This is a genomic window from Aerococcus sp. 1KP-2016, assembly GCF_002252085.1.
Lineage (GTDB): Bacteria > Bacillota > Bacilli > Lactobacillales > Aerococcaceae > Aerococcus.
Genome location: NZ_NEEY01000019.1, coordinates 1 through 17,894, shown reverse-complemented (window position 1 = coordinate 17,894; position 17,894 = coordinate 1). Strand labels below are relative to the sequence as shown.

At 36.7% G+C, this 17,894-nt stretch carries 12 protein-coding genes and 1 pseudogene; 12 read left to right on the top strand and 1 reads right to left on the bottom strand.

The window, feature by feature from the left end; genetic code table 11:
- Window positions 1–494 precede the first annotated feature (494 nt).
- The 4 genes from B9P78_RS05010 to cydC are packed head-to-tail and all read left to right on the top strand — an operon-like array spanning window position 495 to window position 6,421.
- A complete protein-coding gene (locus tag B9P78_RS05010) occupies window positions 495–1,901 on the top strand; it encodes a cytochrome ubiquinol oxidase subunit I (RefSeq protein WP_094518425.1) in 1,407 nt (468 codons plus the stop codon).
- On the top strand, window positions 1,901–2,926 hold the full coding sequence (gene cydB, locus B9P78_RS05005; protein WP_094518424.1) for a cytochrome d ubiquinol oxidase subunit II: 1,026 nt from the start codon (window positions 1,901–1,903) through the stop codon (window positions 2,924–2,926). The genes B9P78_RS05010 and cydB overlap by 1 nt, the downstream gene beginning before the upstream one ends.
- On the top strand, window positions 2,926–4,656 hold the full coding sequence (gene cydD, locus B9P78_RS05000) for a thiol reductant ABC exporter subunit CydD (protein ID WP_094518423.1): 1,731 nt from the start codon (window positions 2,926–2,928) through the stop codon (window positions 4,654–4,656). The genes cydB and cydD overlap by 1 nt, the downstream gene beginning before the upstream one ends.
- Window positions 4,649–6,421: a thiol reductant ABC exporter subunit CydC gene (gene cydC / locus B9P78_RS04995; RefSeq protein WP_094518422.1), complete on the top strand. Its 1,773-nt coding sequence runs from the start codon at window positions 4,649–4,651 to the stop codon at window positions 6,419–6,421. The genes cydD and cydC overlap by 8 nt, the downstream gene beginning before the upstream one ends.
- Window positions 6,422–6,764: 343 nt before the next feature.
- Here the strand turns inward: cydC and B9P78_RS04990 are convergent, their stop codons facing one another.
- On the bottom strand, window positions 6,765–7,745 hold the full coding sequence (locus B9P78_RS04990) for a polyprenyl synthetase family protein (protein WP_094518421.1): 981 nt from the start codon (window positions 7,743–7,745) through the stop codon (window positions 6,765–6,767).
- Between the two features lie 106 nt (window positions 7,746–7,851).
- Here B9P78_RS04990 and B9P78_RS04985 point away from each other — a divergent pair.
- The 8 genes and pseudogenes from B9P78_RS04985 (at window position 7,852) to B9P78_RS04955 (ending at window position 17,773) form a co-directional block, all read left to right on the top strand.
- A pseudogene (locus B9P78_RS04985) lies at window positions 7,852–8,753 on the top strand (prenyltransferase).
- Between the two features lie 45 nt (window positions 8,754–8,798).
- Window positions 8,799–10,007 (top strand): NAD(P)/FAD-dependent oxidoreductase, encoded by a 1,209-nt coding sequence (locus B9P78_RS04980; RefSeq protein ID WP_094518420.1) that lies wholly within the window; start codon window positions 8,799–8,801, stop codon window positions 10,005–10,007.
- 616 nt (window positions 10,008–10,623) lie between these two features.
- Window positions 10,624–11,388, top strand: a complete 765-nt coding sequence (locus tag B9P78_RS04975; protein ID WP_094518419.1) for a (S)-acetoin forming diacetyl reductase — start codon at window positions 10,624–10,626, stop codon at window positions 11,386–11,388.
- Between the two features lie 219 nt (window positions 11,389–11,607).
- Complete coding sequence (gene dcm, locus B9P78_RS04970) at window positions 11,608–12,759, top strand: DNA (cytosine-5-)-methyltransferase (RefSeq protein ID WP_094518418.1); 1,152 nt, start codon at window positions 11,608–11,610, stop codon at window positions 12,757–12,759.
- Window positions 12,759–14,216 carry an ATP-binding protein gene (locus B9P78_RS04965; RefSeq protein WP_094518417.1) on the top strand — a complete coding sequence of 486 codons (1,458 nt, stop codon included), beginning with the start codon at window positions 12,759–12,761 and terminating at the stop codon, window positions 14,214–14,216. Before dcm ends, B9P78_RS04965 begins: the two co-directional genes overlap by 1 nt.
- Complete coding sequence (locus B9P78_RS10525) at window positions 14,209–15,657, top strand: Z1 domain-containing protein (protein WP_255377077.1); 1,449 nt, start codon at window positions 14,209–14,211, stop codon at window positions 15,655–15,657. Before B9P78_RS04965 ends, B9P78_RS10525 begins: the two co-directional genes overlap by 8 nt.
- Window positions 15,654–16,862, top strand: a complete 1,209-nt coding sequence (locus tag B9P78_RS10520; RefSeq protein WP_255377076.1) for a Z1 domain-containing protein — start codon at window positions 15,654–15,656, stop codon at window positions 16,860–16,862. Before B9P78_RS10525 ends, B9P78_RS10520 begins: the two co-directional genes overlap by 4 nt.
- On the top strand, window positions 16,862–17,773 hold the full coding sequence (locus tag B9P78_RS04955; RefSeq protein ID WP_094518416.1) for a PD-(D/E)XK motif protein: 912 nt from the start codon (window positions 16,862–16,864) through the stop codon (window positions 17,771–17,773). Before B9P78_RS10520 ends, B9P78_RS04955 begins: the two co-directional genes overlap by 1 nt.
- Window positions 17,774–17,894: the final 121 nt, after the last annotated feature.

Below are 17,894 nucleotides of genomic sequence, written 5' to 3'. Positions count from 1 at the left end.
CCATGAAACCGTTTACAACCATGAGAAAATTATCGTTTGATAAGTTGGTTTTATACAAAATGAGAGGGAAGGCGATAAAGCCCCAAATTGTACGTTTTTTGTACCCGTGGCAAAATGAAAAATCTTGCCTGATCAAAGTGGATTTGTTACAAAAAGCCAAAATTTTGGGTAAATCATGCTGTAAAACAATACAAAAAAACACGAATTGTACTCGAAATGCCAAAAACTTGCTTAAAAATAACCCCATTTGTCGTTTTTTGAAAACTTGCTAGCAATTGAACAAACACAAAGAATATAAACATGTGATAAAAAGCAGACTTTTCAATTTTTACGGTAAATTGAAGGAAAAGATTCGCCCAAAACCTTGAAATATAAATAATAAAGAGTATATTTTAATATAGGGTTTCATCCCTAATTTGGACAATTTTATGCAAATAGCAGTTTGCAAAAGATTGTGCAAAGTTGTATACAATTGAACAAAAGGAGGAAGAAAGATGGATATTGTAACCTTAGCCCGGTTTCAATTTGGAATGACAACAATCTTTCACTTCTTTTTCGTGCCATTCTCTATTGGTACAGCCTTAGCTGTAGCCATTATGGAGACGAAATATGTGGTTTCGAAGAATGAAGCTTATAAGAAAATGGCTAAATTTTGGGGGAATATTTTCCTACTAAGTTTTGCTGTTGGTGTTGTTACAGGTATTATTCAAGAATTCCAATTTGGTATGAACTGGTCTGACTATTCACGCTTTGTTGGTGACATCTTTGGTGCACCGTTAGCAATTGAAGCGTTGTTGGCGTTCTTCATGGAATCAACATTCCTAGGTTTATGGATATTTACTTGGAATAAAGTAAGCCCTAAATTGCATGTGGTATTTTTCTGGTTAGTATTTTTAGGTTCCATGTTCTCTGCATTCTGGATTTTGGCAGCCAATGCCTTTATGCAACATCCAGTTGGTTACGAAATTGTCGATGGCCATGCAGTGATGAACGATTTCAGTGCTTTAGTGACAAACCCACAATTGTGGTATGAGTTTAGTCACGTAATTGCTGCAGCGATTACCATGGGTGGTATCATCGTTGCTGGATTATCAGCATATCGATTGATTAGAACAGACAAGGACGGCGATTTCTTCAAGAAATCATTGAGACTTGGGTTGGTCATCTCATTAGTCGGTTCCATTTCAGTAATGGGTGCTGGAGATTTACAGATGAAGGCATTAGTTGAAGACCAAAAGATGAAATTTGCGGCAATGGAAGGTATCTATGAAGATACAACTGATCCAGCGCCTTGGACTTTAATTGCTTGGGCCGATGAACAAGAAGGAAAACGTGTTTTTGGAATCGAAATTCCATATATGTTATCAATCTTGTCATTTAACTCACTTGAAGGTTCTGTACAGGGTATGGACTCTATTCAAGAAGAATTAGTTGCAGAATACGGTGAAGATAACTACTATCCACCAGTTAACTTATTATTCTGGTCATTCCGTATCATGGCAGGCTTCGGTACTTTAATGTTAGGTGTATCCGTACTTGGTTTATGGTTATCACGCGAGAAGAATCCATTATTATTCAAGAATAAATGGATGTTATGGATTGTTGCCTTAACAACCGTAACACCATTCATGGCCAATTCAGCTGGTTGGATTATCACTGAAATGGGTCGTCAACCTTGGACAGTATATGGTCTATTTAAGACAGAAGATTCAATTTCACCAAACGTAACAGTTGCTTCTCTATTAACATCAAATATCGTTTACTTCATTTTATTTGCTGGTTTAGGTGTTGTAATGGTATATCTTGTCCTACGTGAAATGGACAAAGGACCAAACTACATTGAAGAACATGCAATCAAAGATGATAATGTAGACCCATTTGCGAAGGAGGCTTTTGAATAATGTCTGATTTACAATTATTTTGGTTTATCCTAATCGGCGTTTTATTCGCGGGCTTCTTCTTCCTTGAAGGTTTTGACTTTGGGGTAGGTATGGCCGTTCAAACCATTACCAACAATGAACAAGAAAAAGATCAAATCGTAGAAACAATCGGACCTGTATGGGACGGTAATGAAGTTTGGTTAATCACTGCTGGTGGTGCCATGTTTGCTTCATTCCCAATGTGGTATGCGACGTTATTCTCTGGTTACTATCTATTACTATTACTCGTCTTAGTAGGGTTAATTATTCGTGGGGTATCATTTGAATTCCGTGAAAAAATGCCAGCCGACAAAAAGAACATCTGGAACTGGACGTTAACGATTGGTTCCTTCATGGTGCCATTTTTCTTCGGTGTAATCTTTATCTCTATGATTCAAGGGATGCCGTTAGATGCGGATGGTAATATCTTTGCTAGCTTTACTGACTACATTAATATCTTTTCTATCGTAGGTGGTATCGCCTTAGTATTACTATCATTCCTACATGGTATGAACTATATTTCCTTGAAAACAACTGGCCCAATTCGCTACCGTGCGAAAAATTACGCTATGTTTGCTTACTGGATTTTATACGTTGGCTTAATCGTGTTCGCGATTTTACTATACTTCCAAACAAACTTCTTTGAAACACATCCTGTTTCTACAATTAGCTTGTTAGTCGTAATGATCGTGTTAACAGTAGTTGCTCACTACGGAGTTGCTACCAATAAAGAAATGCTTGCATTCTTGGCTAGTGGTTTTACCATGATTGCCTTAGTTGCTTTGATTTTCTCAGGTATCTTCCCATACGTAATGATTTCTTCTGGTGATCCTACCAACTCAATGTTGATTGCAGAGGCATCATCAAGTCCATACACATTGTCATTAATGACGAAATTGTCTCTTGGTATTTTGCCATTCGTATTAGCTTACTTTGGCTATTCTTACTATGTGTTCCGTAACCGTATTAAACATACTGATGTTGAAGGCGCAACGGAGGGTTATTAATGCTTGATAAGGAACTTTTTAAGCTTCCGGGCATCAAGCAAATCATGATATTGCTTGCAGGACTTGCGTTCCTGCAAGCCCTATTTATAAATATACAAGCTTGGTCCCTCGTGAAGGCAATTTCAGGTTTATGGCATGGCCAAAGTCTGGAAGCGCAAATTCCCTGGATCATTACTTTTTTAATTGTTTTCGTATTGAAACAAGTTGTCCAATACTACCGAGATCAAAAATTAGATAACTTTGCCTATGACCGGTCACAAGAAATTCGTGAGGCACTTTTAGAGAAAGTCTTCCGTTTAGGACCACAAGTCGTACAAAAATATGGTACCGGTAATGTCACAACCATGACCCTTGACGGGATCAATCAGGTTGAAAACTATTTGAAACTAATCCTAGCCAAAGTCGTGAATATGATGATTGTGCCCTGGATTATCTTACTAGTACTCCTTTACCTAGACCTATCATCAGGTCTTATTTTATTTTCAATCTATCCGTTGATTATTATCTTTATGATTATTCTAGGGTTTGCGGCGCAAGCTAAGGCTGACCGCCAATACGCCTCATATCAATTATTGTCTAACCATTTCATTGATTCATTGCGTGGCATTGACACTTTGAAATTATTTGGCATGAGCAAAATCTACGGGAAGAGTATTTTTAAAACGAGCGAACGCTTCCGTAGAGCTACCGTGGATACCTTGAAGATTGCTATTCTATCAACCTTTGCCTTAGACTTCTTTACGACCTTGTCGATTGCAATCGTGGCCGTGTTATTAGGGGTTCGATTAATTAAGGGAGAAGCGGAATTATTCCCAGCTTTGACCGTACTTACCTTGGCACCGGATTACTTTATGCCCATTCGTGACTTCGCAAGCGATTATCACGCTACTTTAGATGGTAAGAATGCTATGACAGCCATCATGACAATTTTAAATCAAGCGGAATTAGAAGAAGGGCAAACGCCAATCAAAACCTGGCAAGCAGATAGTAGCTTGCAATTAGATGCGGTCGATTTCAGCTATGAAACTGATGAAAAATTGGCGCTCAATCAAGTGCGTGTCTCGGCTACCGGTTTCCAAAAAATTGGTTTAATTGGTATGTCTGGTTCCGGGAAATCAACCCTCATCAATATGTTGAGTGGGTTTACCAAACCCGACCAAGGCAGTATCACTGTTGACGGGCAAACGGTTGACCACCTCTTCCAAAGCGATTGGCAAGAACAAATTATCTATATTCCGCAATCGCCATATATTTTCCAATTATCCTTGCGTGATAATATTCGTTTTTATGCGAAAAACGCTAGCGACGCTCAAGTGCAAGAAGCTGTGGTTGTGGTAGGTCTAGAAGACCTGGTTAGCCAACTACCCGACGGATTGGATACCATCCTCGGTGATGGGGGACGGTCATTAAGTGGGGGCCAGGCCCAACGTATCGCTTTGGCGCGTGCGTTCTTGGACAAATCACGACGGATTCTCTTGTTTGATGAGCCGACCGCCCATTTGGACATTGAAACCGAAATTGAGCTGAAAGAACGGATGTTACCATTAATGGAAGATCGTCTTGTGATTTTCGCTACCCACCGGATGCATTGGATGGAAAATATGGACCGAATTTATGTGCTGGACCAAGGGCAAATCGTAGCGTCAGGTACTTTAGATGACTTGATTGCCGACACTAATGGGCCATTTATGACACTAGCACAAGGAATGCGGGGTGATTTGCATGCCTAATATCAAAATATTAGAAGTTTTCAAAAATGATACTTGGGTGAAGCCTTTTTTCACCAAGTATAAGACAACCCTATTCTGGGCCTTGTTCTTAGGCTTCATGACCCTTTTCTCTGCAACAGCCTTGATGTTTGTGTCGGGTTATTTGATTAGTCGCTCAGCATCAAATCCCTATAATATCTTGGAAGTCTATGTGCCAGTAGTGCTGACACGTGCCTTTGGGATTGCGAGACCTTCATTCAATTATGCAGAACGATTAGTGAGTCACAACTGGGTCTTGAAAATGACATCCCGCTTACGATTAAAACTGTATGAAGTGATGGAATCAGATGCCATTTTCTTCAAACGCCATTACCGTACAGGGGATATCCTAGGGCTATTGGCAGAAGATATTAACTATATTCAAAACTTGTACTTACGAACAATCTTCCCAACGATTATTGCTTGGCTGTTATATGCCTTTGTCATCATTGGTTTGGGTTTCTTCTCTTGGACCTTTGCCTTAGTCATGCTCTTTTTATTAGGGGTTGAAGTTGTGGTAGTGCCATACTGGTCTGTTGTCATTAATGGGGCACGAAGAGAACGCCAGAAAGCCATCCGTAACGATTTATACAATCGCCTAACGGATAATATTCTAGGTGTTTCTGACTGGATTTTCAGTCGTCAAGGTGCGGAATACGTGACCTTACATGAGGAAACCGAGAAGGAATGGCGCCAGGTCAATGAAAAGATGAATGCGGAAAACCGCAAACGTGATTTTATCGTGCAAGTGCTCTTCGGTGTGATTGCAGTGCTGACACTAATCTGGGCTAGCCAACGATTTGTAGGTGTTGAAGGTGATGATGCCAACTGGATTGCAGCCTTTGTCTTGGCTGTTTTCCCACTAGCAGATGCCTTCGCACCATTATCTGATGCTGCTGAAGAAACCAATACCTATGGCGATTCTATCGTCCGTTTGAATAGCTTGGAAAGTAAACCACAAGTAACACCAACAGACCAGGTCTTAGAAGGGCCAATAACGATTGACATCAAGGACCTAACTTATACCTATGATGCGGCAGCAGGACCCGTCCTAGACCACTTAAATTTAACCTTTAAAGCCGGCGAGAAAATAGCCGTACTTGGTCGAAGTGGCTCAGGTAAGTCAACCCTACTGAATCTTTTACGCGGGGATTTAAGCCCTCAATCTGGAGCCATTGAAATGAACGGCATTCCAGTGACACAATTTGGCGATGATATTGCCAAATACATTGGTGTGTTACAACAAACGCCATATCTTTTCCATACGAGTATTTTGAACAATTTACATATTGGTAACCAAGATGCTACGGAAGAGGAAGCCTGGGACGCCTTAGAACGCGTTGGATTAAAGGATTTAATAGCGGCCCTACCGGAAGGATTAGAAACCATGATTGACGAAGCCGGCTTGCGTTTTTCCGGTGGTGAACGCCATCGTTTAGCACTGGCGCGATTGATTTTGCAAGATGCACCAATTATTTTGCTAGACGAACCGACAGTTGGGCTTGACCCAATCACCGAGCAAGCATTGATTCAAACCTTCTTCAATACCTTATCCGACAAGACGATTATTTGGGTCACCCACCATTTACAAGGTGTCCAAATGGCAGACAGGGTCATCTTCATCGAAGACGGTCACTTAACCATGTCAGGTAGCCCAGAAGCCTTATCGGCAACCAATGAACATTATCAAAAACTAATGACTATTGATGCCGGAGCCTTTCTGGATCGCAGTATCAACGGGCAATAGGGCGTTATTGGTGATATTGTATTTATTCGGGCTTATATAAGCGTGAAAAAGGTACTATTCATCGAGATAGTTTCCTCTTAATTGAAAAAGGGAAACTATTTTTCCAGATAGTTTCACCCATGACCATAAGGGGGTACTATTTATCGAGATAGTTTCTTTTTTAAATGAAACAGGGGACTATATTCCCATATAGTTTCACTCATGACCGAAAGGGGTACTATTCATCGAGATAGTTTCCTCTTAAATGAAAAAGGGAAACTATTTACCCAAATAGTCCCCTCAGATACAGAATGAAAAAAAACTAGGACAAGACGTCCTAGTTTTTATGAGTAAATCCAAGTAATTAGTATGAGCGTTCCAATAATTCTTTGGTTACGCTTTGTAAAATCTTTTTGGCTTTGATGTCAGGCAATTGTGCAATGGCATCAAGCGCTGCATTGGTATACGATTTGGCATAGGCCTGTGCCTTAGTTACGCCGGCATATTGATGGACTAACTTGGCAATGGTCTTAGCATCATCATCGCTAATGTGCTGTTTCTTATCTAAGATTGGGGCAAATTCGGCTGGTGCTTGTGCCTTAGCCAACAATAGCGGTAGGGTGTAAATCCCTTGAGCTAAATCTTCTAGGACTGGTTTTTTTAGGGTTTCAGTGTCTGAAACGTAGTCTAAAATATCATCCAAGACTTGGAAGGCCATGCCGATATTTTTGCCGATAGAACCAGCAAGCGCGGTAATACCATCGTTGGTCCCAGCAAAGTGGGCACCTTCCATGGCTGACAACCAGAAGAGCTCCGCTGTTTTCCCCGTGATATTCTCTAGGTATTCTTCAACACTTTCAGCTTGATCAAAGCGTTTGTACATTTGATTGAGCTCGCCAATGAGAATACGTTCCATCGTTTGGGCGTTAATCTTGATGTAGTCGCGTTCGTCGATATTGTCGATAATTAGATCAAAGAATTGGGTAAAAAGGAAATCCCCCGTATAAACGGCAACATCCTTACCGTACTGCGATTGAATGGTCACTTGACCTCGATGTAAGGGCGAATCGTCAATGACATCATCATGAATTAAGGTTGCCATGTGAAGGATTTCAAGGGAAGCAGCAATGTTCATCAAACGGTCCTCTTCTTGTTTAGCCTTATCCCCGAACTGGGCGAAAAGTAAAAACATGGCAGGACGTAGCGTTTTACCACCAGATTTATTTAGACTAAGTAGGGCCTCCTGAACGTCAGGATTTGAGACTTGCATGCGGTCATTCAAAATGTTGGTAACGGCTTTTAATTGTTTATGTAGTTTGGGATATTGGATCCAGTATTGTAACATTTGTTTATTCCTTTCAGGCATAATCATATCCACTATTTTACATGAAAAGCTTGTGATTTACTTGTTTTAGATATAAAGATTTTAGAAAAGAGGATGAAAAACAAAAATGACGATTCCCATTTTTTTAGAACTCGTTGAAATGAAAGCCAAGACGGCGAGTATATTCCCATTTTTCTTGGGACTATGTATTGCCTGGTATAACTACGGGTCTATGCACCTGGCTATACAATTGCCTTCTTTATTGCCATGTTTATCTTTAATATGGCGGTGGATATTATGGATAACTATAATGACTACAAGAAAGCGACGAGCGTGCATGACTATAAAGAAAAGACCAATATTATCGGTCGTGAAAATTTAGATATCAATAAAATCTTCATCATGATGGTATCTATGATTGTTGTTTCAGCACTTATTGGTATTGTACTAGCATACTTTGTCGGCTGGCCTTTATTAGTGATGGGTCTGTATTGTTATTTAGTAGGTATCTTTTACTCATCTGGTCCACGACCCTTGTCTAGTTTACCAGTAGGAGAATTCTTCTCTGGTTCGACCATGGGTTTCATGATCACATTGATTAGTGTATACTTAAATACTTTTGATACAGTGACCTTTGATTGGGGTGTTATTTTCCACGTATTGATCGTCGCATTGCCGATGTCACTGTGGATTGCTAACTTGATGTTGGCCAATAATATCTCTGATTTAGAGGAAGATGAGTTGAATAATAGATACACGATTGTACATTATTTAACGAAGCCTCGCGCATTGAAATTATTTATGGCAAATAATGTGATCGCATTCACAGCCGTCGTTATTGCTGTTTTGATGGGCTTGGCACCATGGACAATGTTGTTCACTTTTGTTGTTTTTCCATATATTTGGGAACAACAAGATATGTTTTTACAAAAGCAAGTGAAAAGTGTAACATTCATTTGTGCAGTTAAAATTCTAGCAGTAGGATCTTTGGCGCAAGTGGTTACTTATTTCATCGGATTGTTTATCTAGATTTAATAAGCAAAAAAGAGAGAATAAAAGGAGAGCGTATTAATAATGAATGAAGTCGTAATTTTAGGGGCAGGCTATGCAGGGCTTAGAGCGTTAAAAAAATTACAAGGAAACAATGGGGATTTCCACATCACTTTAGTTGATAAGAATCCATACCACTTTGAAGCGACAGATCTACACGAGGTAGCAGCAGGTACTCAACCTCGTGAAAAAATTACATATGAAATTGAAGCAGTAGTTGATCCTAAGAAAACTACTTTCAAACAAGCAGAAGTTGCAAAAATCGATCGTGCAAACTCAGAAGTAATCTTCACTGATGGCTCTAGCTTACACTATGACTACGTAATCGTTGCCTTAGGATTCGAATCTGAATCATTTGGTATCGAAGGTGTAGAAGAATTTGCAATGGAAATGGTATCTGTTGATGCAGCAGAAAACATTAACAAACATATCCATGCCAAAATGGCTGAATACCGTACAACTCAAGATCCAAACGCTTTGAAAATCGTTGTTTGTGGTGCAGGTTTCACGGGTGTTGAATTGTTAGGTGCCCTTGTTGAAGGTCGCGACGAATTTGCTGAAGAAGCAGGTGTATCAGCAGATGGAATCCAAATCTACTGTATCGAAGCCGTAACACGTTTATTACCAATGTTTGATGAAAAATTATCTGAATGGGGTATCAACCACTTGAAAAACTGGGGCGTACAACTTTTAACAGGTAAACCAATCAAAGCAATCAAAGGTGGCGCAGTTGTATACCAAGACAACGCTGAAACTGGTGAAACAGCTGAACTTGAAGCTGGTACAATCATCTGGACAACAGGTGTATCTGGTTCTCACGTTATCACTGATTCAGGGTACGAAGCTCGTCGTAACCGTGTAAGTGTAAATGCAGATTTACGCGACCCAGAATATGACAACGTATATGTTATCGGTGACGTTTCTGCAGTTATGGACCCAGAAACAAACCGTCCATGGCCTACAACAGCTCAAATCGCTACTAAAATGGGTGAATTTGCAGCGAAAAACCTTGTGAAACAAATGAATGGTCAACCAACAGAAGACTTTACATTCAAATCATTAGGTTCAGTTGCCTCAATCGGTAACACACATGCCTTTGGTTTAGTATTCGACAAACCAGTTAAAGGTTACCCAGCATCATTCATCAAAAAATCTATTATGGATAAATCATTACTAGAAACAGGTGGCGTGAAACAAATGCTGTCTAAAGGTCGTTGGGATTTATACCACTAGAGGCTAGCGTGCGACAAAAAGAGTTAAGTTTTAGCTGAAATTGTCCGCATAAAAGATACTCAAATTGAAAAGAGTTGGCGCTTCGGCACCAGCTCTTTTTTTGTTGCCATAATGAAGTTGGTTCTGTTGATTGGGGGCGGGGTGGTTGGTGAAAACGTACAATATTATTTCATTTATAAATATTTATTTGAGCGAAAAATGAAAAGCAGAACTCGTCGTGTGTACTTTATGAGAAAAAAAGAAACGCAAAACTACCTGTGCGGTTCATCTTCAATAAAAGAGAAACCACAGCCCTTTGTGCGACGCAAAATTTCTCATTTGAGAAACCACACCAACATGAAGTTCCCTAATCTCGTTTATTTAGAATCGAACATATACAATCTCCCACAATCAGGACAAAAATCCAATCATTTAAACCTACACTTTTTTACTTGTCATCAATGAAAATATACAAAAATGTCTGTTTAAAAGAACTTTTATTGTTATAAAAAATGATTTTATCTGAAAATTAAGAAAACGGTTGTAATCAATGTAGAAATGATTGAATGCGGTTTCAATAATAGCTATACTTTGTTTATGAATATGTTAAAAAATTCACAAAGGAAGAGGTTATATTATGGTAAAAGTTGCGATTGTTACAGGTGCTGGTCAAGGGATTGGGTTAGCGATTGCTAAACGTCTACATGCAGATGGTTTTAAAATTGGTATTGTTGATTATAATCCCGAAACAGCTGAAGCTGCTGTAGCCGAATTCCCAGAAGGTGATGCTATTGCTGCAGGCGCAGATGTGTCAAAACGTGAACAAGTATTTGAAGCATTTGATAAAATTGCAGCACATTTTGGTGATTTAAATGTAGTTGTCAATAATGCGGGTGTTGCACCGACAACACCATTAGAAACAATTACCCAAGAAATGTTCGACCAAGTATATGGTATCAACGTAGCAGGAGTAATCTGGGGTGCACAAGCTGCTCAAAAACACTTCAAAGCCTTCGGTCACGGTGGTCGAATCATCAATGCTACGTCACAAGCAGGTGTATTGGGTAACCCTGCATTAGCTTTATACTCAGGCTCAAAATTTGCAGTCCGCGGTATCACACAAGTATTAGCCCGTGACTTAGCTCAAGATGATATTACTGTGACAGCATACGCACCTGGTATCGTGAAGACACCAATGATGTTTGGTATCGCTCACGAAGTAGCAGTCAATGCAGGTAAAGACGATGAGTGGGGTATGAATCAATTCGCACAAAATATTACCCTTAAACGTCTATCAGAACCAGAAGATGTAGCCAACGTAGTAGCATTCCTAGCTGGACCAGACTCAACATACATTACAGGACAAACAATCGTTGTTGATGGCGGTATGGTCTTCCACTAAGCTAAATGATTTGATGAAATTTGATAACACCCTTCGAGAAATCGGGGGTGTTTTCTTTTTAAGAAAATAAAGTCAATATAATGACCATTTTCTTTCTAGTCCTGGTATAATGATAGAAATAGGTAATTACTCAAATATAATAGTATTACCCACATAAATGAATAAAACATTGAGATAAATTGTAGTATTTATTTCAATTTAGAGAAGGAAAAAATATATATGTTAAAAGTAGTTGAAGCATTTTCAGGAATTGGCGCACAAAAGGAGGCCCTTGAGAAAGCAAATATTGATCACGAAATTTTGAACACAATCGAATGGGATATTAATGCAATATACGCTTACGATGTTATGCATCATGAAGATTTAACACCTTCTAGTTTATCCAAAGAAGAAATATTAAATAAATTAAAATCACTTACACTCAGTGCAAACGGGAAGAAAGTGATGACAGATAGATCATTAAAACAATTAAGAGAAGATAAATTACAGCGATTATATGCAGCGATTATCCGAAATAAAAATTTATGTGACATTACAAAGGTTACTGGTGAGGATCTTGAAGAAGATATCGATTTACTAACGTATAGTTTCCCGTGTCAAGATTTATCAAATGGGTCTGCATGGTATAACAAAGACAATGGGGGCATTGTTAAGGGAAGTGGATCAAGATCAGGTTTACTATGGGAAGTTGAACGTATTTTGCATGAAATGGAAGCTGAAGGGAAAATACTTCCTAAATTCTTGTTGATGGAAAATGTAAATGCAATAAATTCAAAAAAACATAAACCTCATTTTGAACAATGGCAACGTGAGCTTAACGAAATGGGTTATGTAAATAAAGTTTATAAGGGATTAAATGCTTTGAATTTTGGCATTCCACAGTCAAGATCAAGAACATTCATGTTATCGGTTAGAAGTAATGAAATTTCTGAAGAGGATATTTCAAATTTAGAGAGCGATGTACCTTCAAACTTAGGTGATTTTCTTAGATTCAATATGGAAGATGAAGCAATTGCTGCAACACCAAACTTTACGCCAAGTCGCCGAAAAATATATGATGATAATGTTAAATTAGCAAAAAATGGTGTTGTATTAGAGAAATATGCAAAAACGATTTCAACTAAACAAGACAGAAATCCTAATGCTGGTGTTATTGTTCAAAATGGCAAAATGAGATACTTAACGCCGAGAGAAACGTTCTTATTAATGGGTTTTCCTGAAAGAAAATTTGATAAATTGATTAAAGTTAACAACACAAGCAAATACTTAAAGAATGAACATTTCTATAGAATGTCAGGAAATTCTATAGTCGTAAATATTTTAACGGAAATTTTCAAAGAAATTGAACGAATAAAAGGGGAATATTTTTAATGGGAGAATTCATTCAATTAGTTCCTGATGCATCCAATCTAATAGAAAGTCAACGATCCGTAGGGTATACATTCGAGACGGCAATTGCGGATATTATTGATAATTCAGTTTCTGCGCAAGCAAAAATAATTGAAATTATTTCTGACACTAACGGAAAATTTTTGGCGATTTTAGATGATGGATATGGTATGGATGCAGATGAACTAGTTCAAGCTATGAAATACGGTTCTAAATCTTCTACATTAGAGCGTGATAAAGATGATTTAGGTAGATTTGGTTTAGGTTTGAAAATGGCCTCATTTAGTCAATGTAGAAAACTTACGGTACTATCAAGCAAGGATGGCGATATTTCAGGGGCAGTTTGGGATTTGGATATTATTCGAGATAAAGATTCCTGGCTTATAGAGGAACTTTCAGAAGATCAAATAAAAAAAGTCGTTAAATTTGATGAATTGGCTAAATTAAGTTCAGGAACTTTAGTAATTTGGGAAAAATTTGATAAATTCGAACAACAAGCAAATTATCAGGATAATTTTGATGAAGCATTAGATAGAACAGAAAACCACCTATCTTTGGTTTTTCATCGATTTATACAAGATAAGGAAATTAAAATCCTTCTAAATAAAAGGGAAATTGAAGCTATTGATCCTTTCTTTACTTCAAACAAGGCAACGCAACCTAAAACTCCAGATATGATTTTTGAGAAAAATAGAAATGCAAGAATTGATGTGCAACCGTATATTATTCCATATAAAAATCGATTAACGCAGAAAGAAAAACATATTTTAAAAAAATATGAGTCGAGTAACCTTGATCAAGGCCTATATATATACCGTAATCGACGTTTAATTGCTTGGGGAAAATGGTTTAAATTAGTAAGAACTAACGAGTTAGCCAATTTAGCAAAAGTTCAAATTGATATACCAAACACAATGGATGATTTATGGCAAATAGATGTAAAAAAATCCCAGTTAATAATCCCTTCAAGTATTCGTGAACAGTTAAGAAATATTATCAAAAAAAGTATAGGTGAATCAGAAAGAGTTTATAAACATCGTGGGACTGTCAGAAATAAGGACAAGAGTGTGCAATATATTTTTGATCGTTTGGAAAAAGAAAATGAGATATCATACCAAATTAATATGGACAACCCATTGATTAAGCAATTACAAGCCAATTTAAATGATTCAGATAACAGATTACTTTCAATGCTCATTAAACAAATAGAAACACATTTGCCATTTGAAAGCATCAGATATGATATGGCTTCAAATAATAAGAACATTGAGATTGAATCCTCATCTGAAGATGAAGTATACGAAAATATTATGTTGATTTTGAGTAATCAAAAGTCTAAACAAAGTAAATTATCCTTACTTGAAAAATTACAGTATATGGAAGTTTTTGTTGCTCAAAAAGATATTTTAAAGAGAGTAGAGGAAGAGTTGAATGGTTGATCACGAAAAGTTTGATACTTATTACCAAATAGCAAAAAAAATGGTTGAAACAAATCAAATATATACTTTAGAAGATATTGAAAGCCTTTTGGGACGAATGAATAGTATCTATTTTCAATTGAACGAAGAATCTTTGAAAGTACTTGTTGATAAAGTTTTGGAAAATCAGAGTATTTCGTTGGAAGCTGGAACAATTTTATCAAGTGATGAAAATGCAAATTGGTTTATTGATACAAGGGTTGAACGTGGAACTATTAGACATGATGCGTATGAAAAATATCTAGCGGATGTAGAAGGCTATTCTATCAAAGTTATTGATTCCATGGGAAAAGCAATGGACAAGGTAATGAATAATATTGGTGATCCGAAAAGCGAGGGTTCTTTTTCAAAGAAAGGAATCGTAATTGGAGATGTCCAATCAGGTAAAACTAGTAATTTCATTTCACTAATGAACAAAGCAGCTGATTCTGGATATGAAATAATAGTAGTCACCACTGGGATAATTGAAAAATTGAGAAGACAAACTCAAATTAGGATTGAACAAGGATTTGTCGGAAAATTTACGGCAACTAGTAATAGAGAAACGCAAGGTAAAACGGTAGCTGACTTTGACAATGATCAAACAACCATAGCAGTTACTAACGCAAACAAGGATTTTAATATCAAAACAGTGAGTACTATGAGCCTGGGGACTGGAAGTTCAAATTCTCCTGTGGTTGTTGCGGTAATTAAGAAAAATAAAAAATCATTAGAAGATCTTCGTGAGTGGTTAGGACGTAATAATACAATTGATCCAAATGATGGACGTATAAATAAAAGCCTATTATTCATAGATGATGAAGCTGACAATGCAACTATTAATACAAGAAATGAAGAGGATCCAACAACTATTAACAAAGGCATTCGTAATATTTTGAATTATTTCAAACGCAATAGTTATGTGGGTTTCACGGCCACTCCTTTTGCAAATGTATTAATTGATCATTCGGTTGAAGATGATTTATTTCCGGAGGATTTTATACTAGTACTAGATACCCCATCAAATTATATGGGTGCAAATACTATATTCCCTGAAGATGCTAACTATCATAATGTTCTAGTAACCAATGATGATGCTGAAGAGTTTATTCCCATAAAAATTCCAAAAGAAGAGCGTAATAGCTTTATAGTGGAAGAATTACCAGCTAGTTTGATAGAAGCAATTCGTATATTCTTTTTGCAAAATGCAATCAGAGATTTGAGAGGCCATAAAAAGAAACACCGATCAATGTTAGTCAATGTAAGTCATTTAAATAATATTCAAGAGCAGGTAAATGATTTAATTACTGAAGAGGTTGATTACCTTAAAAGACAAATTAAAATATACATAAATAATACTGAAAGCAATATTCACAGAGAATTACAAACTTTATTTAATGATGAGTCAAGAATGAAGTTGTGAATATTGATGAATCTTGGGAGGAAGTTTATAAAACACTGTATTCTTCAACAGACCCAATATTCAATGAAATTATTAATGCACAAAATAAATCTTTCCAATATGAAGATTATCCAAACGGTGCAAGAATTATTGCAGTTGGTGGATTTGCTTTGTCTCGAGGGCTAACTTTAGAAGGTTTATCAACTAGTTACTTGTATAGAAATACATTAATATCAGATACGCTAATGCAAATGGGACGATGGTTTGGTTATAGACCTAACTATGATGATATTATTAAAATATACATGCCAAGTGTATCTGTGGATTGGTATTCTCAAATTTTACAATCGACTATTGATTTAAAAGAACAAATAAAAAATATGGAAAATAATCACCAAAAACCAAGAGATTTTGGTTTATATATTAAAGAACCTAGTAATCATGATGAAACCGTAGTTCTTTTAATTACTGCACGTAATAAGATGAAAAATAGTCAGTCACAAGAATTTTTAATTAGAATTTCTGGAGATTATAAGGAGACAACAAAATTTAGTTTATCTGATACCGACTATAATAGAGAGGTATCCGAAACATTTGTTGAAAAATATGCTTCAAAATTTGATGAGAATTTACTTTATAAAAATGCTCCAAAAGAAGTTGCTTCTGAATTATTAAGTAAGTATATTTTTGGCGGATACAATAAACTTAACGATAAGGTTGCTAGTACTGTACTGACAGATTTTGATAGATTTGACATAAAAATTGCTGCCAATCAAAACTCAACTATTGATGATATTAAACATAGACATCGTTCGTTTAGGTATGAGGAAAAACTTGGGGTCATTGCCTTATCAAATGCTAGGTTAGGAACGCCGACTGATGGTGCGTTTGGATTAGATGCTAGTGCCCAACAGAAGGTAAAGAAATTAGATATTAAATCTCAAAAACAATACTTTTCACAATTCGATAAATATGAACGCAACCCACTAATAATTTTATATCCTATTAAATTGAACGCAACTGCTAAAGAACATCAACCAACTCGAGAATTTTATGATGAACATAAAGATGAAGTGTATTGGGGGTTATCACTTGGCGTGCCAAATGATGGTAAAAAACCTTTAACATATCGAGCACGCTTAAATACTGTTAGACAACAACAGTTATTTGAAGGTGAACATCTTGATGACTTTAGTTACTTAGAAGAATCAGAGGATGAATTATAATGACTAGTAATGATAAATTTCAGCTTATTAAACATATAGAGTCGGTTCGTGTATTTAAAGGGTACGATATCCTTGGAAAGCCAGCTTTAGTTTTTGTTTTTCAAAAGAAACCATCATTCCAATTGAGTACGGCTATGATAAAAAGTCGGATTGTACAAACTGATAAAGAGTACAGACTCTTTATTTCTTTGATAAAAGAAGAGGATGAAGCAATAGAAATATTTGATATTTTAACTGATGATTTACTATCAAGTGTGGAAAATGCTGACTCCGAAGATCAGATTCTTCTGGTGCTTTCTCAACGTTTTGTGTATTGGGCTGAATTTTTTAAGCAACAACGCAAAACACTTAATGAAAAATGGGTGAGGGGACTTATCGGAGAATTATGGTTTTTAGAAGAAAAACTTGCACCATATATTGGTATGGATAATGCGGTTAAATCTTGGACTGGACCAGATAAAGCAAATCAGGATTTTATTACAGAAGATAAGAAATTTGAAATTAAAACAAAACTAGGAAATTCGCCAACTGTAAAAATTTCTAATCAAAATCAGTTAGATAAAGATATGTATTTAAGTGTTATTGGCTTAACTAAATCAAGTGAAGTTGCAAGAGATGCCGTACGTCTAAGTGTGTTAACTGAAAATATTAAAAACAAAATTTCAAGTCCAGAAACACGCCAACAGTTTAATCAAAAACTTTTTGATTTGGGTTTAATAACTAAAGAGACATTAAAACAGTATGACGAGTTTTCATATACGGTCGATAATATGCAACTATTTTATATAGATGAGGTTTTTCCAATCATCAAACATTCTGATGTGCCAGATTCAGTAATTACATATAGCTATGATTTATTACTAAATGCAATCAAAGATTTTGAAATTAGTGAGGACGAAATATGGAACTAAAAGAATATCATGATCCTTAATGGAGGAGATAGATAGTAGTCGACAAATTACTGGTGCTTCTTTTCATCAAGAATTTTTTGATACCTATGTAACTATCTGTTAGAGAATGACGAGATACATT